Genomic DNA, 23,704 nt, shown 5'->3' on the forward strand with positions numbered 1-23,704 from the left:
GCTGCGTTGATGGCGACGCGGGTGTCAGGCGAGGAACTCTCCGTCCTTGACGGCGGCGACGAACGACGACCAAGCGGCAGTTTCAAAGGCGAGCGCGGGGCCGTGCGGAGCCTTGCTGTCACGAACGGGGACGACGCCGGATGCTGCGAACGCGGGGGCCCATTCGACGCACGTTCCTCCGTTGCCCTCGCTGTAGCTGGACTTCACCCAGGTTGCGCGGGTGAGGTCGGGGGTGGTGCTCATCGTTGTACGCCTCCATAAGGTGCCGAATCAGGGAGAGGGAGTCAGGGAGGGATAGAGCGTCGGCTCGCAACCGCTCATACGTTGCGACTGCCTCGGCGACTGCTTCCGGCGCGTCGTGCACTTGCCCCTGTACGTAGCTCTCTGCGTACAGGAATTCTGTCGCGTCTTGCCGCTTGAGCACAATGAACGGCGTTCGTCGTGCTGGTGTGCCACAGAGGGGGAACACCTGGACCGTGATGCGTGGGTGCTCGGCTGCCGCCGCAAGGTACTGGAGCTGTTCCCGCATGACACCTGTATCGCCCATGCCGGACCAAAGGGCAGCTTCATGAAGGATCACCCACAGCGACGGCGGGTTCGTTGCCTCGAAGATCTCGCGGCGCCGCATGCGGTCTTCTACCCGTTGTTTGATCTGCGCAGGAGACTCATCCGGCCGGGCCGCTCGGTAGACGGCTTCGGCGTACTGCGGCGTCTGCAATATGCCCGCAACCAGGCCAGGTGAGTAGTCGCAGATGCTCGCCGCCTCACGCTCCAACTGGAGGTAAGGGATCATCCATGCAGGGTTGCCGGCGTCGGCCGCCCGCTGACGCATCCTTGCGTAGGTCCCGGGGGTGCCGAACACCTTGTCGCACTGTTCGGCGAACTGGACAGATGCTAGCTGTTGCCCCCTCTCCACCTTGCTGACGTAAGGCTGTTGGCAGCAGAGCTTGACAGCAAGCACAGTTTGCGACCATCCGCGCGCCTCACGCGCGTACTTGATCTCCACGCCGAACGCCTCGGCGGGTGACTCAGGCGACTCGGGCGCCTCGCTCATGCGTTCAACTCCCAATATTCCAGCCGGGTTTGGAATGGCAGAAGCCCTGTTCAGCGTACGCCCCGCACGCCAATGTGGACCCAGAGTCGAACCGGACAAGAGGGAGGAGAAGCCCATGACCAGTCCGGGAGCGCGGACGGCACAAGCCGCGGCATCGGACATTCGTCAACGCTTGGACGCAGCCCTGAAGGGTGCTGGGTTCGAGGTTCCACCGGCGATCGTGACGGTTGACAGGGTCGATGGCATGAAGGTGAACAGGATTTCGCCCGGTCCCATGTCGCTCAGGCAGGCGGAGCGCCTGTGCCGCATTCTGGAGGCGGCGCGATCGTGAGCGGAACCACCGAGGACGTACGCAAGAAGAACGCCAGGAAGAACGAGCAGTCAGAGAGCTCCAACGGGGGCAAGAAGTCTGACCGCAGGTGGTAGAGGTAGCCAGCCGTGGATTGCCCGATCGCTGAACACGAGCTCAACCAGGTGTGCGACTGGATGTACCTCTGCGCCGAACACGGCGTGACCGTTGTGCACCACGACACCCAGTCTTCCAAGTTCATCAGTCAACTCGATCGCGTCGAGCGTCAGCTCACGGACGTGGCAGAGCGCGCCATTGAGTCCGGGTGGCCCATGTGATCAAGGCACTGTTCACTCTCCTACTTCGCCCGGCCGGCAAGCGGCTACGCCCGGTTCTCGCTGCTATCGGCCGATGGGCGGGCTTGCTCTTCATCGTCTTCCTGAGCGGGACGACGGGGGCCGTCATCGCCTTGGCCATCGTCGGCAACTCCCCTTAACCCCCGGCTTGGTCATGCCGGGCGTGCTCCTCGCGGTGGGCCCTAACAACCCCCCGTCGGCCCCCGTCCCTTCCGCAGCACGAGGGACGCAGTGGGGAGCGCGAAGCGGTCGCCTGATCACGGGTGGGTCGGGCGACCGCCAAATCCCATAAGCCCCCTGTTCGGTGACCAGAAACGAACGGCTCGGCGTCACCCGAACGGGGTAGCAAGTGCAGGTTGTACGGGGACGCTCCCCGCACGATTTCAGCAGCTCCAAGAAGGAGAAGTCATGGCTGTAACACAGGTTACCGGCACGGCCGGTAAGGGTGACGATCTGCTGGTCGCCAAGAAGAAGGTGGCCGCCGCCCGCTCCCGAATGGAGACCCCGTCCGACACCACTGCCGGTAAGTCCGACGGCAACGACTGACGGGACTCAACATGACCGCTGATACATCTGCGGTCGTCGCGCGCCTCGGCGGGGACTCGTTCCTCGCCGAGGCGTTCGGCCGCACCTACCATTTGGTACGCGGCGACGCCGGTACGGTCTCGAACCTGCTGACGTGGGACGACCTCAACTGGATTCTCGGCCGGAATCGCATGGAGGTACCGCGCCTGCGGCTCTCCAAGGACGGGGAGATGGTCCCCCAGGACGCCTACACTCACCCCTTCGTCACGCGACGCAGCACGGTATGGCACCGCCTTCACCCCGCAGCGTTCCACGAACAGATCGACCAGGGCGCGACCTTAGTAATTGATGCGATCGATGAACTCCACCCAGGAGTACAGCGGTTGGCATGTGACCTTGAACGCTGGCTTCGCACCCAGGTCCAAGTCAACCTGTACGCGTCGTGGAGCGGTCGCGAGGGTTTCGGGACGCATTGGGATGATCACGATGTTGTGGTCGTCCAGCTCGACGGATCGAAGCGGTGGAAGCTCTACGGTCCGACACGTGTAGCGCCGATGCACCGCGACGTCGAGACCCCAGAAGAGCCACCTGAAAAGCCCACTGCTGAATTCGTTCTCAACGCCGGGGACATGCTCTACCTTCCGCGCGGCTGGTGGCACAACGTCTCGGCGTCCGAGGGCGAACGGTCCCTCCATCTGACATGTGGGCTGACCACCATGACAGGCGCCGACCTGATCATCTGGCTCTCTGAGATTCTCCGTAGGGACGACGTCGTACGGAGAGATCTGCCGCGTTTCGGCACTGCGCAGGAGAAGCAGGACTTCGTAGATGCGCTCCGAGACCTGCTGACCAAGGAATTGGATAGCGGAAGCCTGATTGACCGCTATGCCGGTCATCATGACGCCACAGAGCGCATTAGGTTCCGTACCTCTCTGCCTCACATCGCGGCCATACCCGCCGAGCCTGAACAGATTGTTCAGATGCTGACGACAAGGCACACGCTCGCGTCTGATGACGAAGAGAACGTTGTGCTGACCGCAGGCGGTGAGAGCTGGACGTTCGCCAATGCTGCCCGCACGTTGCTGGAACGGCTCACTGATGGGCAGCCACATACGCTTAATGGCCTTATTGACGGTACGGACCTCACCCTGCAACAGGCCGCCAGACTGGTGGAAGAGTTGGTTAAGGGACAGGTTGCAGCGGTAGGGAGCGAACTGTGACCGCCACGCTCGCTCTGGGCACCTACCGATGCCGAGGAGTAGCCGAATCAGCGAAAGCCGCGGTGCAGGCGGACGTTGATTGGGTCGACACCGCGCCGAACTACCAGCAGGGTCAAGCCGAACGGCAGCTCGCACCGGTTTTGGCGACCTATCCAGGCATGCGGGTCTCCACGAAGGCCGGGTTTTTCACGAAGGCTCGGGCATCCGAAGCTGTGGAGGCCGGCGTCCTGACTCAGGAACAGGCAGACCGAGGGCACAGCCTTGAGCCGGCCTTCCTGAGCTGGCAAACCGCCCGCAGTAAGGAGGACCTGGGTCGCGCGGCTGACATCGTGTTTCTCCACAACCCGGAAACTGGTCACCGTACTTCCAAAGAACTGGAGCAAGACCTCCTCCCGGCATTTGAGGCTCTGGAATCGTCCTGCGCTCAGGGGCTCACAAGGGGGTACGGCGTTGCAACCTGGTCTGGTCTGCACGATGGCCTGATGACAGTCGATCGACTGTTGGCCCTTGCTCACTGGGCCGGTGGTCCGCGCCACCATTTGCGAACCATCCAGCTCCCGCTATCCCTGGTGCAGCTCTCGCCGCTCGCGGAAGCGGTTCGCGGCCGGGGCGTACTCCTGGATGCGCACGACGCCGGCCTTGAAGTCTTCGCTTCTGCTCCACTGCATGGAGGGGAGCTGATGAGCATCGTGACACCGGGCGTAGCTGAACAGCTTGTGCCGGGCATGACGCCGTTGGAAGCGGTTCTTGGCACTGTGGCCTCATCCCCTGGTGTGACGCGGATTTTGCTCTCAGCGAGTACGCCGGAACACTGGGCCGATGCCGCCGCTGCCGTCTCGCGGCCCATCACGTCGCCTCAACTCCGGAGGATTGTCGATGCCTTCAGCTCCTGATGACCTCACTGCGGGACGCCTGCAAAAGGCTCTGCGCCACGCTGCCTCTGTCCTCCGTGTAACTCTCGTTGGTCCACCAATTTGGGGATGGGAGGGGAAAGGCATCAGCGGTCCGGCTGGCGAGGATCGCTGGCTTCGGCTGAGCTGCATTCCTGCTGATCGCACGCCTTCATGGGATGGCGCAGAGGCAGCGGAAAGGGCTGTTCCCGACGGCATCCCCCGCCCTAGGCTCCATGAGGTCAGCGAGTGGAGGGCAGGCGAGTTCGCCTACCGGGCGGAGCTGTACGACCGGGTAACCCGGCAGCCGTTGAGTGACGGGGCACTACTGTCCACTTCTCCGGACCTGCCTGATACGTGGTGGAAGGATCTGCGGAACTCTCTGGACTCCTTGACCACAGTGGAGACAGATCGCGTCGCCATCCGCCAGGAGCGGCTTCACTGGGCAATGCCGAAGTTCCTCGGGACAGAGCTGGACACTGAGGTGCCGGAGTGGTCCACGGCGCACGCTGACATCCAGTGGAGCAACCTCATCAGCCCCGATCTGTGCATTCTCGACTGGGAGCGTTGGGGTAAGGCGCCTGCGGGGTACGACGCAGCGACCTTGTTCATCTCCAGCCTGACCGTCCCGGACACCGCTGCTCGTGTCCGGCAGGAGTTCGCAAGTGTCCTGGACACGCCGGCTGGACGCTTCTCTGAGCTGGTGGTGGCGTCTGAGTTCCTACAGGGCATGCAGCGCGGCAACAACCTGGAGCTGGAGACACCACTGAAGCAGCGGGTCGCCTATTTGCTCGGCTGAGGACTGATGAGGGGCGAGGCGATCACGTGACTTCCGCCATCGGCGACTGACTGGCGCGCTGACTGCGGGCTCGCCGGCGCCCTCTGTGCACGAACGGCCTCGCTGATTTCTCCGCCGCCCAGCACGCCGGGCTAACCAGCGAGGCCGTAATCGCCGATCCTAGGCGTGGTTACTCGGCCGAATCGTCTTCGCGTTCGCCGGCCACGTACGACCCGCGCCCCCACTCGGTCACGATGAGCCCGCGTTCCCGTAGCACCCGCACCGCGCGGCGGGCGGTCTCCCGCGCCACCTTGAACCGCTCACAGAGTTCTGACTCTGACGGGATGCGCTCTCCGGGCTTGATGACGCCTGCCTTGATATCGGCCGTAAGCGCCTCCAACACCTGCATGTACGGCGCACGCGCGCTCGGTGGGTGGCTCGGGCTCTCAGGCATGGGGAGAGCGTAGACAACCCGCCATTCTTAAGGCGACTTAGACGGGCAGATGAGTTAGACAGGTAGACGAGTTAGACGTGTTGTCTTACCGTCGTCTGGAACGCGAAAACAGGAACGCCCCGAGCAGGCCGATTAGGCCCGGTCTGCTCGGGGCTCGCCGAAACAGCTAGTAGGAGCTGAACGACGTATGCGCGATGCTATCGCCCGCGCCCTCATTTGGGTGCTCACCGTCCTCCCCTGGACCCGCCGCCTTGAACCGGGGCGCCACTCCATGACCTACCTTGCCCAGCAGCCCAGCCCGGAGCCCGTAAGCGCGAATCCGTGGCTCAGGCCGTGGCGGGGGCCGAGCAGTAAAGAAGTTCGCGAGATCTTCCACGCCGAAGAGGTCCAATCCCTCACGCCAGAGCAGCGCGAACGGTGGTGGGCCGCCGCATTCTTTGAGATCGGGGTCGACTACGACTTCCCCACGAACAACATCACAGGCGCTCACCGGGTGGCAGCCGCGTGAGCGCCGTCTGCCTGCACTGCCAGCGCGAGACGGTCGCCCCCGTGGCGGTGGGGCACGTCGAGCGAGTAAACGGCCCCGGAGTGACGCTGTACGCCTGCCCCGACCACGCGCCTCTTTTCATCGCCGGCCCCGTCCCCAATGAGGTGGCCCCTCCGCAGCACGGCTGACTCGCCACCGACACCCCGCCCCGTCCGGCCGCCCCGGGCGGGGCTTCGTCATGTCCCCACCCATCCCCAGGACCGGCCCGCCTGAATACCAACGCGTTGGAGGCCGTCACCCATCACCGCCCCCCTACACTCCCGCCGTGGTGACCATGAGAATGCATTGGGACGACCTACCGACCGCCACCCGCGCCGCCGTCGCCGCCCATACCGGCCCGATCTACAGAGCTACGACCGCCGGAACGGGCCTAAACAGCGAAATCGCCGCCACGCTCGATACACGCGCCGGCCACGCCTTCGTCAAGGGACTGCGCTGCGATCACCCTCGCGTATGGACACAGCAGCGCGAGGCCACCATTAACCCCCACGTCGCCCCCCTCGCCCCGCGCCTGCTGTGGGTCGTCGACGATGGCGAATGGAATTTGCTCGGCTTCGAGCACCTCGACGGCCGGCCCGCCGACTACCGCCCCGGCTCCGACGACCTACGGCTCGTCGCCGAGACGATCATCAAACTGTCCGCCGTTCACGCCCCCGCGGACGTCGAGCTGAAACATATCGAGCGGCGCCTCGCCGACTACCTCGACCACCCCGGCGACGCCGAGCTGCTGCTCGGCGACACGCTGCTGCATACCGACTGGACGCCGAGCAACGTACTGATCGTCGGCAACGTCGCCCGCGTCGTCGACTGGGCGTGGCCCACCCGCGGCCCGGCATGGGCCGACGCCGCCTGTTGGGTCGTATGGCTTATCTCCGCCGGCCACAACCCCGCAGACGCCGAACAGTGGGCCGCCAAGACCCCCGCATGGGCCACCGCGACCGCCCGCGCACTCGATGTCTTCGCAACCGCTCAACAGCGGCTATGGGCCGGCATCGCTGCGGACGCTCCCGACATCGCGTGGAAGCAGTCGCTTACCGCAGCCGCGGACCAATGGGCCACCTACCGCCGACACTGACGAGGGGAACGGTGCGCCGCGCCCGCCACGCCGCCGGGCAGCGGCGGGCGACGCAGCACCGACCTACGCCGGTCTGCCGTGCCTCGCTCGCTGGCTCGACCCTGCGGCTCACAAGCGCGGACCCCGTTTCCACCATCGAAACAATGTCCATCTGTCGAGCGCAGGTTACGAAACGAAGGTCGCCACGACTATTCCTGTGCTGATCTTGCGAAAGTCGGACATTCAACGGAATCTCAAGTTCCAAGCGACTACGGACGGGTAGTACGTTGATCACCGCCCGCGTTCGGTCAGTCCTTCGCATGACTGCCACGGAACCGGGCAAACCTACGGCCCCGCCGCCGCCGTGAAGCGACGCCGGGGCCGTAGCGTTTCACTGCCTCAACCGCCCAGAGGGTCACTCAGGCCGCATTACCGCAGGTCAGTCCTTGTCTTTCTTGTCGTCCATGTCCTCTGCCACTTTGTAGGCGATGCCGTCGAGGATGTCGTGCTCGCTGACGACGACCTCCTCGGCGCCCGTCCGCTCCATGATCGACAGCAGTACGAGCGCGCCCGCGCCGATCACATCGACCCGGCCCGGGTGCATGACGGGGATCGCCGCCCGCTCGGCGTGGGTGGCGGTCAGCAGCTGCTCGGTGATCTCGCGGACCTTCGCCAGCGAGATCCGCGCGTGGTGGATGGCCTCGGAGTCGTAGTGGTCCAGGCCCAGCGCGATACCGGCGACGGTGGTGACCGAACCGGCCAGGCCCACCAGCGTGGCGGCCTCGCTCAGCGGGACGGTCCGCTCCGCCCGGTCCAGCGCCGCGGCGATGTCCGCCTTCATGGCGGTGATCTGCCCCGGGGCCGGCGGATCGCTGATCTCTCCCCCGTGCAGCAGGTGCCGCTCGGTCATCCGCACGCAGCCGACGTCGACGGAGCACGCGGCGCGGTAGGAACTGCGCGGCGAGGCGTCCTGGGAGTCGCCGAGGACGAACTCGGTCGAGCCGCCGCCGATGTCCACCACCAGGAAGGGCTTGGCCAGGTCCGGGCGGCCCGCCAGCTCCTTGGTGGCGCCGTTGAAGGAGAACTCCGCCTCCTGGTCACCGGTGATCACCTCGGGCTCCACGCCCAGGATGTCCACGACGCCGCGGACGAAGTCCTCGCGGTTCTCCGCGTCCCGGGAAGCGGAGGTGGCCACGAAGCGGACCTGCTGCGCGCCCAGGCTGCCGATCACCGCGGCGTACTCCCGGCAGGCCGCGAAGGTCCGCTCCAGCGCCTCCGGCGACAGCCGCCCCGTACGGTCCACGCCCTGGCCCAGCCGGACGATCTGCATCCGGCGGTCGAGGTCCTTCAGTTCGCCCGTCGCCGGGTCCGCGTCCGCGACGAGCAGTCGGATGGAGTTCGTACCGCAGTCGATGGCGGCGACCCGCTTCACTGGGAACCTCCCTTGTCGTCCTCGGCGCAGGGGCTCACGCACGGCCCCTTCTTCCACCACTCCGGCAGCATCGCGAGGGCCTCGTCCCCGAGCGGGTTGACGCCGGGCCCGGCCGCCAGCGAGTGGCCGACGAGGACGTGCAGGCACTTGACCCGGTCGGGCATGCCGCCCGCGCTCGGGAAGCCCTGGAGCACCTCGATGGCGTCCCGCCGCCGGATGTAGTCCTCGTGGGCCGCGCGGTAGGCGGCGGCCAGCTCCGGGTCGGTCGCCAGCCGCTCGGACATCTCCTTCATCACGCCGTTGGCCTCCAGCGTGCCGATCGCGGAGGCCGCGCGCGGGCAGGTGAGGTAGTAGAGCGTGGGGAAGGGCGTGCCGTCCTCCAGGCGCGGCGCCGTCTCGACGACGTCCGGCTGGCCGCACGGGCAGCGGTGCGCGATGGCGCGCAGCCCGCGGGGCGGGCGGCCGAGCTGCTCCTTGAAGGCCGCGATGTCCGCGGCGGTGGGCTCGGTGGGCTCGGTCTGGGGCGGAGGGGTTTCCATGTGCGCTTTCGGTGAGGTGGGTGGTCGGGCGGCGGTGCGGACCGCCTGGTGTCGACAGTACGGGCTGCCCCGCGCCGGCGGTACGGCCCGAGGCGCACCGGCGTACGGGGCTCGGCGCTACCGCTTGTCGGCCGCGTCGACGGCGCTCCACAGATTCTCGTACCAGGGGCGCCGCGCCGCCTGCGGTCCCTTCGGGGCGGCGGCGGAACCGGAGCCGTCCTGGACGAGGTAGCCGGTCTCCCCCGGCATGACGTAGTGCAGCTGCCGGCGGGCCTGCTGGCGTACGTACTCCGGGTCCTGCCACCGGGCCCGCTGCTCGCGCAGCCGGTCCAGTTCGGCACCGGCGTCCTGGGCCTTGCGGCGCTGTTCGGCGATGTCGGAGCGCTGGGAGATGTACTGCCTTATCGGGTACGCGAGGGCGACCACCAGGGAGCACATCACCAGCGCCAGCAGGGCGGCGCGGCCGGTGAGGCGGTTGCGTCGGGGCGGGCGGGCTCGGTAGACGCGGGCGGCGGCCTGCTCGCCGAGCGCCTTGAGTCGGGTCGCGGTCGAGAACCGGTCCGCGGGCACGTCGTCTCCCCTTCACTGACTGACGCCGGACTGCAAAAGCGGGTACGTCCCCGGCAACGGTACGGGACCGTCGCCGGGGACGTACGAGGCGTTCGGCCGTGACGTCAGCCGATCAGCCGTTACGCAGGGCGCTGTGCCTCATCAGTTCCCGGAGCGAAACCGCGGGAAGGCGGAGCGGCCGGCGTAGACCGCGGCGTCGTCGAGGATCTCCTCGATGCGCAGCAGCTGGTTGTACTTGGCGACGCGCTCGGAGCGGGCCGGGGCACCGGTCTTGATCTGGCCGCAGTTGGTGGCGACGGCCAGGTCGGCGATGGTGACGTCCTCGGTCTCACCGGAGCGGTGCGACATCATGCACTTGAAGCCGTTGCGCTGGGCCAGCTCGACGGCGTCCAGGGTCTCGGTCAGCGAGCCGATCTGGTTGACCTTCACCAGCAGCGCGTTGGCGGAGCCCTCCTCGATGCCGCGGGCGAGGCGCTCGGGGTTGGTGACGAAGAGGTCGTCGCCGACCAGCTGGACCTTGGCGCCGAGCTTGTCGGTGATGACCTTCCAGCCGGCCCAGTCGTCCTCGAACAGCGGGTCCTCGATGGAGACCAGCGGGTAGGCCGCCACCAGCTCCGCGTAGTACTCGGTCATCTCGGCGGCCGAGCGGGTCTGGCCCTCGAACTGGTACGAGCCGTCCTTGTAGAACTCGGAGGCGGCGACGTCCAGCGCGAGCGCGATGTCCTGGCCGGGGGTGTAACCGGCCTGCTTGATGGCCTCAAGGATGAGGTCGAGGGCCTCGCGGTTGGAGCCCAGGTTCGGGGCGAAGCCGCCCTCGTCGCCGAGGCCGGTGGACAGACCGCGCTCCTTGAGGACCTTCTTGAGGGTGTGGTAGACCTCCGCGCCCCAGCGCAGCGCCTCGGAGAAGGACTCCGCGCCGATCGGCGCGATCATGAACTCCTGGATGTCCACGTTGGAGTCGGCGTGCGAACCGCCGTTGAGGATGTTCATCATCGGCACGGGCAGCACATGCGCGTTCGGGCCGCCGAGGTAGCGGAACAGCGGCAGGTCGCTGGCCTCGGAGGCGGCGTGCGCGACGGCCAGGGAAACGCCGAGGATGGCGTTGGCGCCGAGCGAGCCCTTGTTGTCGGTGGCGTCCAGGTCGAACATCGCCTGGTCGATCAGCCGCTGCTCGGTCGCGTCGTAGCCGACGAGCTCCGGGCCGATCTGCTCGATGACGGCCAGGACGGCCTTCTCGACGCCCTTGCCGAGGTAACGGTTCGGGTCGCCGTCGCGGAGCTCGATGGCCTCGAAGGCGCCGGTCGAGGCGCCGGACGGCACGGCGGCACGGCCCGTGCTGCCGTCGTCGAGGCCGACCTCGACCTCGACCGTGGGATTACCTCGCGAGTCGAGAATTTCGCGGGCTACGACGACGTCGATGGACGGCACGTTGTCTCCTTCATGGGTGTCTGGAGTTCTGCAGCATGAGCCTAACGGCCCCTGGCGCGTCCGCTTGCCCTCGGCCCGCTCCGTGGGACGAAAAGATACTCAAAGGCGCAGTTCACGGGAGGTTTCGGCACATTGTTCGCTGAGCGGGGAAAAATGCTCGACGGCGCTGGTCACCGGTGCTGCGCGCCCCGGTGAACGGAGAAGCCCCGCCACGGCGCACTGGGGGGGCGTGTGCGCCGGGCGGGGCAGTCTCACGGAGCGGCGGGGACCGCCGCCGGGGTCATACGGGTCCCGGTGAGGGGACGGCTCAGATGCTGAGCTGCTGACCCGGGAAGATCAGGTTCGGGTTGCCGCCGATGACCGACTTGTTGGCCGCGTAGAGCGACTTCCAGTTGGTGCCGTGGGCCTTGGCGATCTTGGCGAGGGTGTCGCCCGCCTTGACGGTGTAGTCGCCGCCGCGCTCGGACTTCTTCGGGGCCGGCTGGGCCTTCTCGGCCTTGGGGGCGGCCGGGGCCTTCTTCACCTCGGGCTTGGCCTCGTCCTGCTTGGGGGCGGACTTGGCGGAGGTGTCGAGCTCGGGGGCCGGGCCACCGGAGGTCAGACCGCCGGCACCGGCGCAGGACCAGGCGCCCGGGCCCTGGATGGCGAGGAGCTTCTCGGCGGCGGCGATCTGCTGGGCCTTGGTGGCCAGGTCGGCGCGCGGCGCGTACTGGGTGCCACCGGCGGCGGCCCAGCTGGAGTTGGAGAACTGCAGGCCACCGTAGTAGCCGTTACCGGTGTTGATCGACCAGTTGCCACCGGACTCGCACTGGGCGACCTTGTCCCAGGTGGCGACCGAGGCGGCGGAGGCGGACGTGGCGCCCATCAGCGGGACGGCGACGGCGGCACCGGCGACACCGGCGAGGGTGGCGACGCGGACGGCCTTGGAGGGACGACGGTGCTTGCCCTTGTTGATCAGCATGGTTCGTTCGTTTCCTCACCGACGCCTACGAGGTGAGCTGTCGGGTTCGGGCTGTGAGTCGCCCGGCCGGGCGCGCGTGGCGCACCTGGCTTCACCCCAAGCCGGCTGACCCGCTTTCACGGGCCGGGCCGGCGCCTACCTTGGTTCCCCCGCTCCTGCCTTCGGCGCTTGCGCGTCAACTGCCTCCGACCACCGGCAGGATTCGGCGTGTGATCGAAGGGGCTCGCTTTGGCGAGCGGTCCTGACCGTAAGCAGTAATCCCCTTGGTGTTCAAACCCCACCTTCTGAACCAAGTTGACCGTTTTTGATCACGGGTTGGTCACATATCTGCAGGTGGGGCCCGGTATGACGGCGGCGGGCGGATCTGTCCGCCCGCCGCCCAACGAGAGCCTTGTCTCACTTTCCCAAAGGGGACGAAGGCGGCGAACTAGCCTTCCTTGTGCCCGAGATCGAGCCGCTGACCCGGCTGGATCAGGTTCTCGTCGGTCCCGATGACGCCCTCGTTGCGCTCGTAGAGGGCGGGCCAGCCGCCCGGCAGCCGATGGGCCGCGGCGATGGCTGACAGGCTGTCACCCGGGCGCACGGTGTAGTCGCCGCCCGCCGGGCCCGTGCCGCGCCCGCCGTCGCCGCGCGAGGCGTGCCGGCCGCCGGGCGACCGGTCGCCGCCGTCGCCCTCGTCCGGGTCCGCGTCGCCGCGGTGCTTGCCCTTGCCGGGCGTCTGCCCGGGCGTACCGCTCGGGTCCGGGCGGTCGGCGTCGCCGGAGGGGTCGGTGGGGGAGGCGTCGTCGCCCTGGTCGCCGGGCGTGGTGGAGTCGGACGGCTCCGGGGTCTCGGAGGTGTCGCGGCCGTCGGACTCGGACGGCGCCGGTGTCTCCTGGGACGGCTCGTCGCCCGCATCGCCGCGCGCGTCGTCGGACGAGCCGTCGCGGGAACCGCCCTGGGATCCGTCGCGGGATCCGTCAGGGGATCCGTCATGGGACTTCTTCTCGGCGTCATTCTCGCGGTCGCCGTCGTGGGCCCCGGAGTCGTCCGGGCCGTCGGGCGTATCGGACGAGCCGGTCGAGGGGGACCGGTCCCACGGGGCCGGGTCGCTGTCGTCGTCGGACGGGTCGGGCAGCGGCGTGCTCGTGCCGCCCGGGTCGACCTCCGGCGCGCGGCCGTCCTTGGTGAGACCGGCGTTGACGGCGCAGCTCGGCCAGGCGTCCGGGCCGCGGTCGTCGAGGATCGATTCGGCCACGGCTATCTGCTGGGCGCGGCTGGCGAGATCGGGGCGCGAGGCGTAGGCCCCGCCGCCGTAGTCGTCCCACATCTCCTGGGTCAGCTGCAGCCCGCCGTAGAAGCCGTTGCCCGAGGCGGCGCTCCACACCCCGCCGCTCTCACATTGGGCGACCCGGTCCCAGGTCGCGGTGTCGGCGGCATGTGCCCCACTGGCGGAGAGCAGCGGCAGTGCGAGGCCCGCGCCGGTCACTCCCGCCGTGACAAAGATGGCCGGTGCTTGACGGGGGCGACGGTGTCGGCCGTTCCCGGAACGCATGCGGATGCCTTTCGCGCGGCGGTTGAGTTGTTCGACGACCGTTCGATTCCCCACCCCTTCGGACGTCCGCTGATGCGGGCGCCCGTGTGAACGAATCGTGAATCCTGTCGACCGTCGGGTCGAAAGGTAGCCGGGGTCACGGGTAGTCACAAGCCGGTGTAGTGCAGATCACGTTAAGGTCACGCGACTGACGATCTGTCACCTTTGACGGTGTCCCCGGTCAGGGCCGCTCGGGCGTGAACTCCACCGGGAGGGACCGCAGTCCGCGCATGATGAGCCCGCCCCGCCAGCGCAGATCATCAGGATCCGTGGCAAACCGGATGTCCGGGAGCCGGGTCAGCAGCGTGGCGAGCGCGGTCTGTCCTTCGAGCCGGGCGAGCGGTGCGCCCAGGCAGTAGTGGATCCCGTGTCCGTATCCCAGATGCTGATTGTCACGTCGGGTCAGATCGAGAACGTCCGGTTCGACAAAGCGTGACGGATCACGGTCCGCGGCCGCCAGCACCACCAGTACGGGGTCGCCCTCGGCGATCCGCTGCCCGCCGAGGGTCAGCTCCCGCGTCGCGAACCGCCAGGTCGCCAGCTCCACGGGACCGTCGTAGCGGAGCAGCTCCTCGATGCCGGTGGCCAGCAGCTCGGTGTCGCCCGCCGCCATCGACTTCTGCAGCAGTTCGCGCTGGGCGGGGTGGCGCAGCAGCGCGTAGGTGCCGTTGCCGATGAGGTTGACGGTGGTCTCGAAACCGGCGAAGAGCAGGATGAACGCCATCGCGGCGGCCTCGTTCTCGGTGAGGTGCTCACCGTGGTCGGAGGCGCGGATCAGACCGGATATCAGGTCCTCGTCGGCCTCCGCCGTCTCCCCCAGGGACGCGCGCTTGCGGTGGATCAGCTCGGCGAGATAGCCGCGCATCTTCTTCACGGAACGGGCGACCCCACCGCGCGGCCCCCCGCCGTGGCGGATCATCATGCCCGCCCAGTCGCGGAAGTCGTCCTGGTCCTCGCGCGGCACCCCCAGCAGGTCGCAGATCGCGTAGATGGGCAGCGGAAAGGCGAACTCATGGATCAGGTCGGCCTCGCCGCGCCCGGCGAAGCCGTCGATGAGGCGGTCGGCCAGCTCCTGGACGCGGGGGGCGAAGGCCGCGACCCGGCGCGGGGTGAACGCCTTCGACACCAGCCGGCGCAGCCGGGTGTGGTCGGGCGGATCGATGTTGAGCAGATGCGTCATCAGGTTGGCGCTGCGCTCGCCCGGGATGCCGACCTTGCCCTTGCCGTGCGCGGACTCGCTGTGGTGCACCGGGTTCTTCGACAGCCGGGCATCGGCGAGCGCCTGGCGCGCCTCGGTGTAGCGGGTCACCAGCCAGGCCTCGACACCGCTGGGCAGCGCGGTCCGGTAGACCGGCGCATGCTCGCGCAGCCAGGCGTACGCGGGGTACGGGTTCGCGGCGAACTCCCAGGTGAACAGCTCGGGGGCCGGGCCGGCGGCCGCGGCGGAGGGCGCCACGGGGCAGCCCGCGGGCGCCTCGGCCCCGGCGCCGGCCGGCGCGCTCGCGCGGGCGTCGGCCGCTGCGTCGGCGGAGGCGGTGGTATCAGGAGTGGCGTCCGGCTCGTCGTGCACCTTCCGACCGTAACCGGTGGGCGCACCACGACGCGTCCACCCGCCCTACCCCGCCTGCACCCCCAGCCCCGCAAGGAACGCCACGGCCGCCGGCGACGGGCCGAGACAGCTCCACACCACCCGCTCGGTGCGCTCCGGCGCCGGCCGCGCCCGCACGATGTGCAGCCCCGGCAGATCGGCGGCGATGGCCTCCGGGACCATGCCGATGCCCAGCCCGGCCCGCACCAGCTTCGCCAGGAACTCCACCGTGGTGACCTCGAACGCCACCTCCGAGGCCAGCCCCGCGGCCCGGAACGCCTCGTCGCGCTGCCGCCGGGCCGCCGAACCCGCCGTGAAGTCCACGAAGGTCTCCCGCGCCAGCCGCGTCAGCGTCGTCCACTCCCGCCCGGCCAGCGCATGCCCCGGCGGCACCACCGCCACCAGCTCACCGCGCGCCAGCTCCCGCTCCCGTACGCCGTCGGTGCGCGCACTGGGCACCAGCCCGACGAAGGCGACGTCCAGCGTCCCCTCCCGCACCTTCTCGATGAGCGGATCGCTCATCTCCATCTGCAGACTGATCCGCACCCGCGGATAGCGGCTGCGAAAGGCACCCAGCTCGCGGGCGAGATCGACGGCCGCGACGGTCGAGATGGCGCCCACCGCCAGCCGGCCGCGTACCTCGCCGGTCGCCGCCGCCACCTCGGCACGGGCCCGCTCGGCCGCCTCCAGCGCCTGCCGGGCGACCGGAACGAACGCCTCGCCGGCGGCCGTCAGCCGCACGCTGCGGCTGGTGCGGTCGAAGAGCCGGGCGCCGAGCTCCTTCTCCAGCCGGGCGATCTGATGGCTGAGCGCGGACTGCACCACGTGGCAGCGCTCGGCGGCCCGGGTGAATCCGCCGGTCTCGGCCACCGCGACCACGTACCTCATCTGCTGCAGCTCCATGCCCACCGATCCTAGGCGAGATCGATCTCGATCCACGATGGATGAGATGAAAACTATGTGTTGGACTCATCGATGGCGCGGGCCCCAGGCTGGGAAGTGCCCGCCGCCACCGTGGCCGCGGGCGCATCACGGGGAGGGTCATCCATGGAACCCGAACAGGGACCGGAGCAGCGCCGACTGGGCCGCGGCACCCTGCTGCTGATGTCGGTCGCCACCGGCCTGTCCGTCGCCGGCAACTACTTCGCCCAGCCGCTCCTGGGCACCATCGGCCACGATCTGCACCTCTCCGCCTCCACCGCCGCGCTGGTGGTCACCGTCGCCCAGGTCGGCTACGGCCTCGGCCTGCTCCTGCTCGTCCCCCTCGGCGACCTCCTGGAGCGCCGCCGCCTCGCGGTGACGCTCTGCGCGGCCACGGCCCTGTTCCTGACCGTCACGGCCAGCGCGCCGAACGCCGCCCTGCTGCTGACCGGTACCGCCCTGACCGGCCTGGCCTCGGTCGCCGCGCAGGTCGTCGTGCCCTACGCGGCGACCCTCGCGGCCCCCGCCGAGCGCGGCCGGACCGTCGGCACCGTCATGACCGGACTGCTGCTGGGCATCCTGCTGGCCCGTACGGCCGCCGGGCTGCTCGCCGAGCTGGGCGGCTGGCGCACCGTCTACTGGGTCAACGCCGCACTGATGCTGCTGATGGCCCTCCTGCTGCGGCTCCGGCTGCCCACCCTGCGCACCACGGCCGGACTGCGCTACCCGGCGCTGCTGCGCTCGACGCTGGCGCTGTTCACCCAGGAGCCGGTGCTCCGGTGGCGGGCCGCGCTGGGCGCGCTGACCTTCGCGGGCTTCTCCGTGCTGTGGACCGCGGTGGCGTTCTTGCTGTCCGGTCCGGCGTACGGCTGGCAGGAGTCGGCGATCGGGCTCCTGGGGCTGGTCGGGGCGGCCGGTTCGCTGTCCGCGTCGATGGCGGGGCGGCTGGCGGACCGCGGCCTGGCGCACCGCGTCGCCGGCACCGCGGCGTTCCTGCTGCTGGGCTCGTGGGGCCTGCTGGCGGCCGGTGGCACGGGCGGCACCTGGTCCCTGGTGGCGCTGCTCGCCGGGGTGGTCGTACTGGACCTGGCCGCCCAGGCGGTCCACGTCAGCAACCAGAACCTGGTCTACGGGGTCCGACCGGAGGCCCGCAACCGCCTCAACTCGGCCTATATGACCAGCTACTTCATCGGCGGGGCGGCGGGCTCGGCGCTGACCTCGGTGGTCTGGAGCGCCGGCGGCTGGGGCGGGGTGTGCGTCCTGGGGGCGGGGCTGGCCGTGGCCGCCGCGGGGGTGTGGGTCGCGGATCTGCTGCTGCGGCGTGGGCGGCCGGGCGGTGCACCGGTGGAGCGCAAGCACATACCGGCCTCCGTGCCGGTCACTCGCTGACCGCGTCCGGCTTCTCCGCCAGCGCCTGCTCGGCGCCCAGGTGGCCCAGGTCGGCGGCCTTGCGGTACCAGGCCCGGGCCTGATCGGGCTCGCCGGCCTTCTTGTGGAGCTCGGCGAGACGGAAGGCGCCGTGGGCGTCGCCCGTCTCGTACGCCTCTTGGTACCAGCGCTGAGCCTCGTCCGTGCGTCCCTGCGACTCCAGATACACGCCCAGATTGCCCGGCGCGAACTTCCTTCCTTCGTCGGCATGCCGCCGGAACTCCTGCTCGTCGGTATCCGTGGGCGCGGGGCTGTCGTAGGCGTCGTACAGCACCTCGGCAGCCCGCTTGTCGCCCGCGTCCGCGGCGCGCCGGAACCAGACCTCGGCGTACTCACGCGAGTTCCACAGGAACAGCAAGGTCGCGTAGCCCGCCACCGCCGGCGCATACCCGGCGTTGACCGCGTCCCAGTAGCAGTCGAAGGCGCCGTCGTTGTCCCCGGCACCCAGCAGCTGCTCCGCCAGCAGTTGGGTGGCCTCCAGGCTGCCGCCCTCCCGGCCCACCGTCAGCCAGCGCTGCGCCCGCTCCCGCAGCACCTTGCCCAGCAGCGTCGCCGCCTCGGCGTCCCCGGCCTCGGCGGCCTGCTCCAGATACGGCTCGGCGAGCCTGCCCTCGCCCCGCTCGGCCAGCATCCGCCCCAGCCGGCCGGCGGACTGCGCCTGTCCGGCCTCCGCCGCACGCCGGAACCACTCCTCGGCCTCCTCCCGCTCGCCGAGGGACTCCGCGAGGACGCCGAGGTTGTGCAGGGCGTGGCTGTCGCCCCCGTCGGCGGCGCGCCGGAAGGCCTCGCGCGCGCCCGCCGCGATCTTCGCGAAGTCCCGTGTCCCGTCCTCGCGGGCCGCTTCCAGGGCGGAGCCCCAGACCTGGCCGTCCACGGCCGGGAAGGTCTCGTGCCGGGCCGCGGTCTCGACGAGGAAGGGCGCGACCTGCCAGGTGTCGCCGGTGACCCGGACGAGCAGACGCAGCCCGTGCCGCAGCTCGGTCGCCCAGGCGCGGGCGTCCGCCACCGACTCGCGGTCCATCCCGGTCACGTCCGCGTAGCCCTCGTGCACCTTCAACAGCAGGTCCATGGGCAGCGGCCCGTCGAGTCCGCAGCGGGCCAGGTCGAGGGCCGCCCGTACCAGGGCGTGGCCGCGCGGGTGCCGGTCGGCCCGGCGGGCGCGCCACCACTCCTCCCACAGCAGCGGGCCCAGGCCGAGGTACGCCGCGACGCCTTCCGGGCCGCTCGAAGCCACCGCGGCGGTCAACCGGAAGTCCCCCGTGCGCCCGGCGCTCTGTGCCAGCAGCGCCCGCTCGGCCGGGCTCCACTCCCGTGCCAGCTCCACCGTCTGCGCGAGGTCGAGCACCCGGCCGTGCGGCTCATGGCGGTGCTCGTCGTACGCCTCGTCCCGCATGGTGGCGAGCACGACCACCCGCAGGGCGCTCAACTGCGCCAGCAGCCGCGGCTCCAGCCCGCCGTCGCCGAGGTGCCCGTCCAGGTCGTCCAGCCATACCGCGTACCGTCCGGGGCGCCCCTGCAGGAGCGCGGGCAGGCCCCGCAGATCCGCACCGCGTGCCGGCGCGTACACCCGGAAGCCGTCGAGCTGGTCGGCCAGCGCCGCCAGCGCCGTACGGGACTTGCCGGCGAACGGCTCCCCGAGCACCAGCACCAGCCCGCCGCGCGCACGGGCCTGCGCCACCGCCGCGGTCAGTTCGCGGTCACGGTCCCGGCCGACGTACGGCGGAAGCGGGGGCAGGCCGGCCTCCCGGCGGGTCGGCCGCACCCCCAGCGCCATGGGGTCCACGTCCCCGGCCGCGGGCCAGCTCTCGGGGTCGATGAGGGTGCCCTGCTGGTACACGGGCGCCTGCACGGTGATCGTGCCGACCGAGCCCGCCTGGATGACGCTGCCCTGGGTGCCGCCGGAGAGGGTGTTGTGGACGCCGGAGGCCGGGTGGGAGCCGTGCGGGGGTGCGGCCTGCGCCACCGGCAACTCCGCCACAAGGGCACGCAGTTCCCCGGCGGCCTCGGCGTCGACCTTCAGCAGGTTGCGCAGGCCCAGCTCCACGTACTGGGCGGGCACCCCGTCCTCCCCGCGAAATTCGGGGAATATGAGGTCATACCTGGAGAACAACTCCCTGACCCGTGACCGCACATCCGCCCAGGCGTCCGTGCCCGCGACCCGGGCCAGCTCCGTCGCCCCCGCGGCCGCCAGCTCCCGCAACTCCTGCTCCACCGCGCCCCCTTAAGCCCGCCCTCCCCCAACGGTACTAATCCGCACCGCCCTCGGCCGCCACTACGGCGTCCCGGTAGGCCCGCGCCGCCGCCCGCAGCGCCGCCTCGGGGTCCACCCCCTCCGCCTCGGCCCGTACCGCCATCGCCAGCAGCTCGTAGCCGATCCCCGCACCGGTCGGCAGGGCGACGTCGAGGCCCGCCGTACGCACCCGCGACGCCAGCTTCGCCGCCAGCGCGAGCCCGGGCTGACCCAGCGGGACGCCCTCGGTCACCGACTCGCGCTGCTTCTCCTCGGCCTTCGTCCGCAGCCAGTGCGCCTTGACGTCCTCCGGGGTCTGCGCCGTCTCCTCCCCGAAGACATGGGGGTGGCGGTGGATCAGCTTCTCCACGATCGTGCCCGCCACGTCGTCGATGGAGAACGGCTCGTCCGGGTCGTCCTGGGCGATCCGGGCGTGGAAGACGACCTGGAGGAGCACGTCCCCCAGCTCCTCGCGCAGCTCGACCCGGTCGCCCGCCTCGATGGCCTCGACCATCTCGTAGGCCTCCTCCAGGCCGTACTTGGCGAGGTCCTGGTGCGTGCGGATGCTGCTCCACGGGCACTCGGCACGGATCTGGTCCATGACCTGGACGAGGTCGAGCAGGCGGGCCCCGGGCAGGTCGTAGGAGCCGGGCAGCAGCTCCAGGTCGGGCATGGCCTCCCGGCCCGAGCCGGCCAGCCGGGCCAGGCCGTCGGTCAGCGCGCTCTCCCCCTCCGCCGAGGTCAGGACCACGGCCGTACGGCCCTCGGGCACGCAGTAGTCCACCAGTTCCCGGGCGCTGGGGGCGGCGATCTCGACGTCGACGCCGGTCTCGCGCAGATAGGGCAGCTGCGGATGACCGGCATCGGCGCACAGCACCCGCTCGGCCGTACGCAGCACCTGCCAGGCGGGCCAGGACAGGAGCCCGGGGGCGACCCGGTGGCTGGTGGTGAGCAGGACCAGGCGTCCGGTGCCGGTGCCCTCGGGGCGGGCGTCGGCGCCGGAGTCGGCGGCAGAGGCGTCAGCGTTCACGCATCGAACGTAACGCACGCCACCGACACCGCCCGGCGCCGGTCAGCGCTCCCCGCCCGGCACCGGCGGGGAGCGCGGCGGGACGCGGGTCCCGCGCGCGACGGTGCTCAGGCCTGCTGCCGCACCGGCTCCGTCGTGATCCACGGTTCCTTGGTCTCCCCCAGGATGACCTGCTGGTCGTCCCACTTCCCGAACCGCGGATTGACGTCGATGCCCAGCGAGCGGGACGTCGCGGACAGCGCCTGGGCCAGCTTCCGCTGCCCCTCCGGCGTGCCCCGGTCCGCGCCCAGATGCTTGGCGACACCGTCCAGCAGCAGCTGGTTGCGCACCATGCCCTCGGCCTCCTGCGGCGCGATGCCCTGCTGGAGCCACATCGCCTTCAGCCGCTCCGCGCCACCGGCCTGCTTCTCGGCCTTGTCCCGCCACTTCTGGATGTCGCCGCGGGTGACCGTCACCCCGGCGTCCTCGGCGCTGCGCGCGAGCACCTCGTCGAAGATCATGCCGTTGAGGGTGGCCAGGCTCAGCCGCCCGGTGTTCATGATCAGCTGGGCGCCCTGCGGGGACTTCGCCTGCGCGGCCCGTACGTCCTTCACCTTCGCCTGCAGCTGCGCGACGGTGATCCGCTTCCCGTCCACGATGGCCGCGGCACCGGGGTGCGCCTCGCTCCCACAGGCGGCGAGCAGCGGGGCCGCCACCAGCAGGGCGGCGGTGGCGGATACGGAGAGCGCTGTCCTACGGCGGAACACATGGCCTCCCGGCAGATCGTGCGACGGAGTCTCGACCTTGATTGATCGATGCTAAGGAGTCGTCGTGGCCCAGGCCACTGCTTCGGCCAACGATCTGGACGGGGGTCGGTTTCTCCGTCGACGGGCGGACGGGGGCAGCCGCACCGCAGGGTCCTACGAGCCGCACGCGGATCCCCCGCCCCACGCACACTTTCTGCCGCCGCGCGCCCCGGACGTCGAGTCTGCGCCGGTGTGCGTCAGCACCACCAGATCCAGCGGTTTGCCGAGCGGCACAGCACGCGGACCGGCCTCCATGGGCAGAGTCCCGCAGCACGCCCGTACGTACACCGAGAGGAGCCGACACCACCCATGCGCAAGATCGCGATGAACGCCCGGGCAGCCGTCCGCAAGGACCGTCAGGCCGCCTACTACCTCGCCAAGTTCCGCGGCTGGGGCTACCGGATCACCCCCTCGAAGTAGGCCCGCGCGGACGACGGGTCGCCGCCGCCTGTACGCACGCTGCCGCGCGCCCCGTCGTCCGCCCTGCACGACCGACTCGCCCTCACCCGTCCCACGTCCCCGGAGCCTCCGTGCGCCTGCGCCGTTCCCGCTGCCTGACCTGCTACTGGCACCAGGGGCTGTTCGTCGTCCACCCCTACCCCCACGGCACGCCCACCTCCCTGCACCCGGCGGCAGCCGAGGTCCTCTCCGCATTCGAGGACTGGACGGCCCCAGGCGAGGCGGCCAAGGCCCTCGACCACCTCGCGCCGGAGACCGTCGAGGACGCCGTATCCGCCCTCACGGACGCCGGCGCGCTGCTGGCCGAGGACGGCGCGGATGCGGTCCGCGACGCCGACATCGCCCGCCGCTGGGCCGCCTGGGCCCCGGAAGCCCCCTTCCTCCACTACGCCGCGCAGAACGACTTCCTCGCCAACGGGCTCGACGCCGACCCCGACAGCGAGAGCACCTACGAGCTCACCCCGCACGACACCGACCACCTGCCCGCCCCGGCGCACATGCCGCCCCTCTTCACCGGCTACCCGGACGCCGTACGACTGCCGTTGCCGCGCCGCCCCGCCGACCTGCGCGCCCCCTACGAGACAGTCCTCTACGCCCGACGCACACACCGCGACTTCAGCGGCGACCCGGTGCCCGTCGAAACCCTCGCCGCTCTGCTGTCCACGGTGTTCGGCCCCGTCGACTTCATCGACAGTGGCCACGGTCCGCTCTACCGCCGCACCAGCCCCTCCGGCGGCTCCCGCCAGGAGCTCGATGCCTACGTGGGCGCCCTCGACGTCACCGGTGTCACCCCCGGCTGGTACCACTACAACAGCCTCCAGCACTCCTTGGAACTGCTCGGCGAGGGCTTCACCCGCGATGAGGCAGTGCATCTGTGCGCAGGGCAGGAATGGGCCGGTCAAGCCGCCTTCCTGGTCGTCCTCGCCGCCAGGCTGGAGCGTATGAGCGTGAAGTACCGCACTCCCCGCTGCTACCGCGTATGCCTGCTCAACGCCGGCCACCTGGGGCAGACCTTCGCCCTCACCGCCACCGCCCTGGGCCTCGGCCCCGCCCAGACCGGCGCCTTCAACGACACCGCCGTCGCCGAGCGCTGCACCCTCGACAACACCGGCCACACTCCCCTTTACGTCGTGGCGGCCGGCCACCCCCACCCCGATCCCCGGGAAGCCCCGTCCCCGGCCGCCCTCACCGATTTCCGCGAGGTACGGCTGCACGGCTGAGGGGCGGGGGTGCCGGCGAGACCGTCCAAGGGGTCCGGCTCAGTTCAGAGAGGCAGCTCCCCACGCTTGACGGCGGCGACGAACGCCGACCAGCTTCCGGCAGAGAAGACCAGCGCCGGGCCGGTCGGGCGCTTGCTGTCGCGTACGGGCACGTCGGCGTGGCCGCGAGCCACTTCAAGACAGTCGCCGTTGCTGCCCCCGCTGTGGCTGGACTTGGTCCACCCGATGAGTGCAGAGGCATCGGGGATCGTGTGCTCAGTGCTGGCCATGCGTGTGTTCCTCTGCTGCCGCCCTGCCAAGGGCAAGTGACTCCTGCTGCGACAACGCGTAGCCATCCACAACGACGTCCCCTCTTGCCGGGTGCGGGGACCTT

Annotated in this window: 26 protein-coding genes and 1 riboswitch; of the genes, 11 read left to right on the forward strand and 15 right to left on the reverse strand. The window is 70.1% G+C overall.

Features of this window, described 5'->3' with window-relative positions; translation table 11 throughout:
• Nucleotides 1-24: 24 nt before the first annotated feature.
• Together ACFWZH_RS21495 and ACFWZH_RS21500 are read right to left on the reverse strand one after the other, a co-directional pair.
• Nucleotides 25-207 carry a DUF397 domain-containing protein gene (locus ACFWZH_RS21495; RefSeq protein WP_384433347.1) on the reverse strand — a complete coding sequence of 61 codons (183 nt, stop codon included), beginning with the start codon at nucleotides 205-207 and terminating at the stop codon, nucleotides 25-27.
• Complete coding sequence (locus tag ACFWZH_RS21500; protein WP_384433350.1) at nucleotides 119-1,054, reverse strand: Scr1 family TA system antitoxin-like transcriptional regulator; 936 nt, start codon at nucleotides 1,052-1,054, stop codon at nucleotides 119-121. The genes ACFWZH_RS21495 and ACFWZH_RS21500 overlap by 89 nt, the downstream gene beginning before the upstream one ends.
• A gap of 115 nt (nucleotides 1,055-1,169) precedes the next feature.
• Here ACFWZH_RS21500 and ACFWZH_RS21505 point away from each other — a divergent pair, with 115 nt between their 5' ends.
• From ACFWZH_RS21505 to ACFWZH_RS21530, 6 genes are all read left to right on the forward strand, one after another.
• Nucleotides 1,170-1,385 (forward strand): hypothetical protein, encoded by a 216-nt coding sequence (locus ACFWZH_RS21505; protein WP_384433353.1) that lies wholly within the window; start codon nucleotides 1,170-1,172, stop codon nucleotides 1,383-1,385.
• A 107-nt stretch (nucleotides 1,386-1,492) separates the two neighbouring features.
• Complete coding sequence (locus ACFWZH_RS21510) at nucleotides 1,493-1,681, forward strand: hypothetical protein (protein ID WP_384433356.1); 189 nt, start codon at nucleotides 1,493-1,495, stop codon at nucleotides 1,679-1,681.
• A gap of 426 nt (nucleotides 1,682-2,107) precedes the next feature.
• Nucleotides 2,108-2,245, forward strand: a complete 138-nt coding sequence (locus tag ACFWZH_RS21515; protein WP_384433358.1) for a hypothetical protein — start codon at nucleotides 2,108-2,110, stop codon at nucleotides 2,243-2,245.
• An 11-nt stretch (nucleotides 2,246-2,256) separates the two neighbouring features.
• Nucleotides 2,257-3,444: a cupin domain-containing protein gene (locus ACFWZH_RS21520; RefSeq protein WP_384433361.1), complete on the forward strand. Its 1,188-nt coding sequence runs from the start codon at nucleotides 2,257-2,259 to the stop codon at nucleotides 3,442-3,444.
• Entirely contained in the window at nucleotides 3,441-4,337 is an 897-nt protein-coding gene (locus tag ACFWZH_RS21525) for an aldo/keto reductase (RefSeq protein WP_384433364.1), read from the forward strand. The genes ACFWZH_RS21520 and ACFWZH_RS21525 overlap by 4 nt, the downstream gene beginning before the upstream one ends.
• 388 nt (nucleotides 4,338-4,725) lie before the next feature.
• On the forward strand, nucleotides 4,726-5,133 hold the full coding sequence (locus tag ACFWZH_RS21530; RefSeq protein WP_384433367.1) for a hypothetical protein: 408 nt from the start codon (nucleotides 4,726-4,728) through the stop codon (nucleotides 5,131-5,133).
• Between the two features lie 169 nt (nucleotides 5,134-5,302).
• Here ACFWZH_RS21530 and ACFWZH_RS21535 read toward each other — a convergent pair whose 3' ends face one another.
• Entirely contained in the window at nucleotides 5,303-5,566 is a 264-nt protein-coding gene (locus tag ACFWZH_RS21535) for a GntR family transcriptional regulator (protein WP_384433370.1), read from the reverse strand.
• 187 nt (nucleotides 5,567-5,753) lie between these two features.
• Between ACFWZH_RS21535 and ACFWZH_RS21540 the strand changes: the two genes are divergently transcribed.
• The 3 genes from ACFWZH_RS21540 (at nucleotide 5,754) to ACFWZH_RS21550 (ending at nucleotide 7,188) form a co-directional block, all read left to right on the forward strand.
• Nucleotides 5,754-6,074, forward strand: coding sequence for a hypothetical protein (locus ACFWZH_RS21540; protein ID WP_384433373.1), 321 nt, complete (start codon nucleotides 5,754-5,756; stop codon nucleotides 6,072-6,074).
• On the forward strand, nucleotides 6,071-6,241 hold the full coding sequence (locus ACFWZH_RS21545) for a hypothetical protein (RefSeq protein ID WP_384433376.1): 171 nt from the start codon (nucleotides 6,071-6,073) through the stop codon (nucleotides 6,239-6,241). The genes ACFWZH_RS21540 and ACFWZH_RS21545 overlap by 4 nt, the downstream gene beginning before the upstream one ends.
• A 146-nt stretch (nucleotides 6,242-6,387) precedes the next feature.
• Nucleotides 6,388-7,188, forward strand: coding sequence for an aminoglycoside phosphotransferase (locus ACFWZH_RS21550; protein WP_384433458.1), 801 nt, complete (start codon nucleotides 6,388-6,390; stop codon nucleotides 7,186-7,188).
• A gap of 418 nt (nucleotides 7,189-7,606) precedes the next feature.
• Here ACFWZH_RS21550 and ACFWZH_RS21555 read toward each other — a convergent pair whose 3' ends face one another.
• The 8 genes from ACFWZH_RS21555 to ACFWZH_RS21590 all read right to left on the reverse strand — a co-directional run bounded on the left by ACFWZH_RS21555 (nucleotide 7,607) and on the right by ACFWZH_RS21590 (nucleotide 16,161).
• The gene (locus ACFWZH_RS21555) at nucleotides 7,607-8,599 is read right to left on the reverse strand and encodes an exopolyphosphatase (RefSeq protein WP_384433379.1); all 993 of its coding nucleotides are present in this window, start codon (nucleotides 8,597-8,599) and stop codon (nucleotides 7,607-7,609) included.
• Entirely contained in the window at nucleotides 8,596-9,138 is a 543-nt protein-coding gene (locus tag ACFWZH_RS21560; RefSeq protein ID WP_384433382.1) for a DUF501 domain-containing protein, read from the reverse strand. The genes ACFWZH_RS21555 and ACFWZH_RS21560 overlap by 4 nt, the downstream gene beginning before the upstream one ends.
• Before the next feature lie 117 nt (nucleotides 9,139-9,255).
• Nucleotides 9,256-9,708: a septum formation initiator family protein gene (locus ACFWZH_RS21565; protein ID WP_384433385.1), complete on the reverse strand. Its 453-nt coding sequence runs from the start codon at nucleotides 9,706-9,708 to the stop codon at nucleotides 9,256-9,258.
• A gap of 141 nt (nucleotides 9,709-9,849) precedes the next feature.
• The gene (gene eno, locus ACFWZH_RS21570) at nucleotides 9,850-11,136 is read right to left on the reverse strand and encodes a phosphopyruvate hydratase (RefSeq protein WP_384433388.1); all 1,287 of its coding nucleotides are present in this window, start codon (nucleotides 11,134-11,136) and stop codon (nucleotides 9,850-9,852) included.
• A gap of 307 nt (nucleotides 11,137-11,443) precedes the next feature.
• Nucleotides 11,444-12,097, reverse strand: coding sequence for a transglycosylase family protein (locus ACFWZH_RS21575; protein ID WP_384433391.1), 654 nt, complete (start codon nucleotides 12,095-12,097; stop codon nucleotides 11,444-11,446).
• Nucleotides 12,098-12,104: 7 nt separating this feature from the next.
• Nucleotides 12,105-12,315: riboswitch (cyclic di-AMP (ydaO/yuaA leader) on the reverse strand.
• A 209-nt stretch (nucleotides 12,316-12,524) separates the two neighbouring features.
• Nucleotides 12,525-13,631: a transglycosylase family protein gene (locus tag ACFWZH_RS21580; RefSeq protein ID WP_384433394.1), complete on the reverse strand. Its 1,107-nt coding sequence runs from the start codon at nucleotides 13,629-13,631 to the stop codon at nucleotides 12,525-12,527.
• A gap of 220 nt (nucleotides 13,632-13,851) precedes the next feature.
• Nucleotides 13,852-15,126 (reverse strand): cytochrome P450, encoded by a 1,275-nt coding sequence (locus tag ACFWZH_RS21585; protein ID WP_384433461.1) that lies wholly within the window; start codon nucleotides 15,124-15,126, stop codon nucleotides 13,852-13,854.
• A 159-nt stretch (nucleotides 15,127-15,285) separates the two neighbouring features.
• The gene (locus tag ACFWZH_RS21590) at nucleotides 15,286-16,161 is read right to left on the reverse strand and encodes a LysR family transcriptional regulator (RefSeq protein ID WP_384433397.1); all 876 of its coding nucleotides are present in this window, start codon (nucleotides 16,159-16,161) and stop codon (nucleotides 15,286-15,288) included.
• Between the two features lie 144 nt (nucleotides 16,162-16,305).
• Here ACFWZH_RS21590 and ACFWZH_RS21595 point away from each other — a divergent pair, with 144 nt between their 5' ends.
• Nucleotides 16,306-17,568 carry an MFS transporter gene (locus ACFWZH_RS21595; protein ID WP_384433400.1) on the forward strand — a complete coding sequence of 421 codons (1,263 nt, stop codon included), beginning with the start codon at nucleotides 16,306-16,308 and terminating at the stop codon, nucleotides 17,566-17,568.
• On the opposite strand, the gene ACFWZH_RS21600 is transcribed toward ACFWZH_RS21595, so the two are convergent.
• From ACFWZH_RS21600 to ACFWZH_RS21610, 3 genes are all read right to left on the reverse strand, one after another.
• Nucleotides 17,558-19,819 (reverse strand): tetratricopeptide repeat protein, encoded by a 2,262-nt coding sequence (locus ACFWZH_RS21600; RefSeq protein ID WP_384433403.1) that lies wholly within the window; start codon nucleotides 19,817-19,819, stop codon nucleotides 17,558-17,560. The genes ACFWZH_RS21595 and ACFWZH_RS21600 overlap by 11 nt on opposite strands.
• A gap of 34 nt (nucleotides 19,820-19,853) precedes the next feature.
• Nucleotides 19,854-20,867, reverse strand: a complete 1,014-nt coding sequence (locus ACFWZH_RS21605) for a nucleoside triphosphate pyrophosphohydrolase (RefSeq protein WP_384433406.1) — start codon at nucleotides 20,865-20,867, stop codon at nucleotides 19,854-19,856.
• Between the two features lie 107 nt (nucleotides 20,868-20,974).
• Nucleotides 20,975-21,613, reverse strand: coding sequence for a SurA N-terminal domain-containing protein (locus tag ACFWZH_RS21610; RefSeq protein WP_384433408.1), 639 nt, complete (start codon nucleotides 21,611-21,613; stop codon nucleotides 20,975-20,977).
• A 569-nt stretch (nucleotides 21,614-22,182) separates the two neighbouring features.
• Between ACFWZH_RS21610 and ACFWZH_RS21615 the strand changes: the two genes are divergently transcribed.
• Nucleotides 22,183-23,331 (forward strand): SagB/ThcOx family dehydrogenase, encoded by a 1,149-nt coding sequence (locus ACFWZH_RS21615; RefSeq protein ID WP_384433411.1) that lies wholly within the window; start codon nucleotides 22,183-22,185, stop codon nucleotides 23,329-23,331.
• A gap of 44 nt (nucleotides 23,332-23,375) precedes the next feature.
• On the opposite strand, the gene ACFWZH_RS21620 is transcribed toward ACFWZH_RS21615, so the two are convergent.
• Nucleotides 23,376-23,600, reverse strand: coding sequence for a DUF397 domain-containing protein (locus tag ACFWZH_RS21620; RefSeq protein ID WP_384433414.1), 225 nt, complete (start codon nucleotides 23,598-23,600; stop codon nucleotides 23,376-23,378).
• Nucleotides 23,601-23,704 lie beyond the last annotated feature (104 nt).

Source organism: Streptomyces sp. NPDC059008 (assembly GCF_042749045.1).
Taxonomy (GTDB): domain Bacteria; phylum Actinomycetota; class Actinomycetes; order Streptomycetales; family Streptomycetaceae; genus Streptomyces.

Coding starts and splice junctions, on each gene's coding strand:
- ACFWZH_RS21500 (WP_384433350.1), bottom strand. CDS start 1,054: ATGAGCGAGGCGCCCGAGTCGCCTGAGTCACCCGCCGAGGCGTTCGGC.
- ACFWZH_RS21505 (WP_384433353.1), top strand. CDS start 1,170: ATGACCAGTCCGGGAGCGCGGACGGCACAAGCCGCGGCATCGGACATT.
- ACFWZH_RS21515 (WP_384433358.1), top strand. CDS start 2,108: ATGGCTGTAACACAGGTTACCGGCACGGCCGGTAAGGGTGACGATCTG.
- ACFWZH_RS21520 (WP_384433361.1), top strand. CDS start 2,257: ATGACCGCTGATACATCTGCGGTCGTCGCGCGCCTCGGCGGGGACTCG.
- ACFWZH_RS21535 (WP_384433370.1), bottom strand. CDS start 5,566: ATGCCTGAGAGCCCGAGCCACCCACCGAGCGCGCGTGCGCCGTACATG.
- ACFWZH_RS21540 (WP_384433373.1), top strand. CDS start 5,754: ATGCGCGATGCTATCGCCCGCGCCCTCATTTGGGTGCTCACCGTCCTC.
- ACFWZH_RS21550 (WP_384433458.1), top strand. CDS start 6,388: ATGAGAATGCATTGGGACGACCTACCGACCGCCACCCGCGCCGCCGTC.
- ACFWZH_RS21560 (WP_384433382.1), bottom strand. CDS start 9,138: ATGGAAACCCCTCCGCCCCAGACCGAGCCCACCGAGCCCACCGCCGCG.
- ACFWZH_RS21575 (WP_384433391.1), bottom strand. CDS start 12,097: ATGCTGATCAACAAGGGCAAGCACCGTCGTCCCTCCAAGGCCGTCCGC.
- ACFWZH_RS21580 (WP_384433394.1), bottom strand. CDS start 13,631: ATGCGTTCCGGGAACGGCCGACACCGTCGCCCCCGTCAAGCACCGGCC.
- ACFWZH_RS21590 (WP_384433397.1), bottom strand. CDS start 16,161: ATGGAGCTGCAGCAGATGAGGTACGTGGTCGCGGTGGCCGAGACCGGC.
- ACFWZH_RS21595 (WP_384433400.1), top strand. CDS start 16,306: ATGGAACCCGAACAGGGACCGGAGCAGCGCCGACTGGGCCGCGGCACC.
- ACFWZH_RS21620 (WP_384433414.1), bottom strand. CDS start 23,600: ATGGCCAGCACTGAGCACACGATCCCCGATGCCTCTGCACTCATCGGG.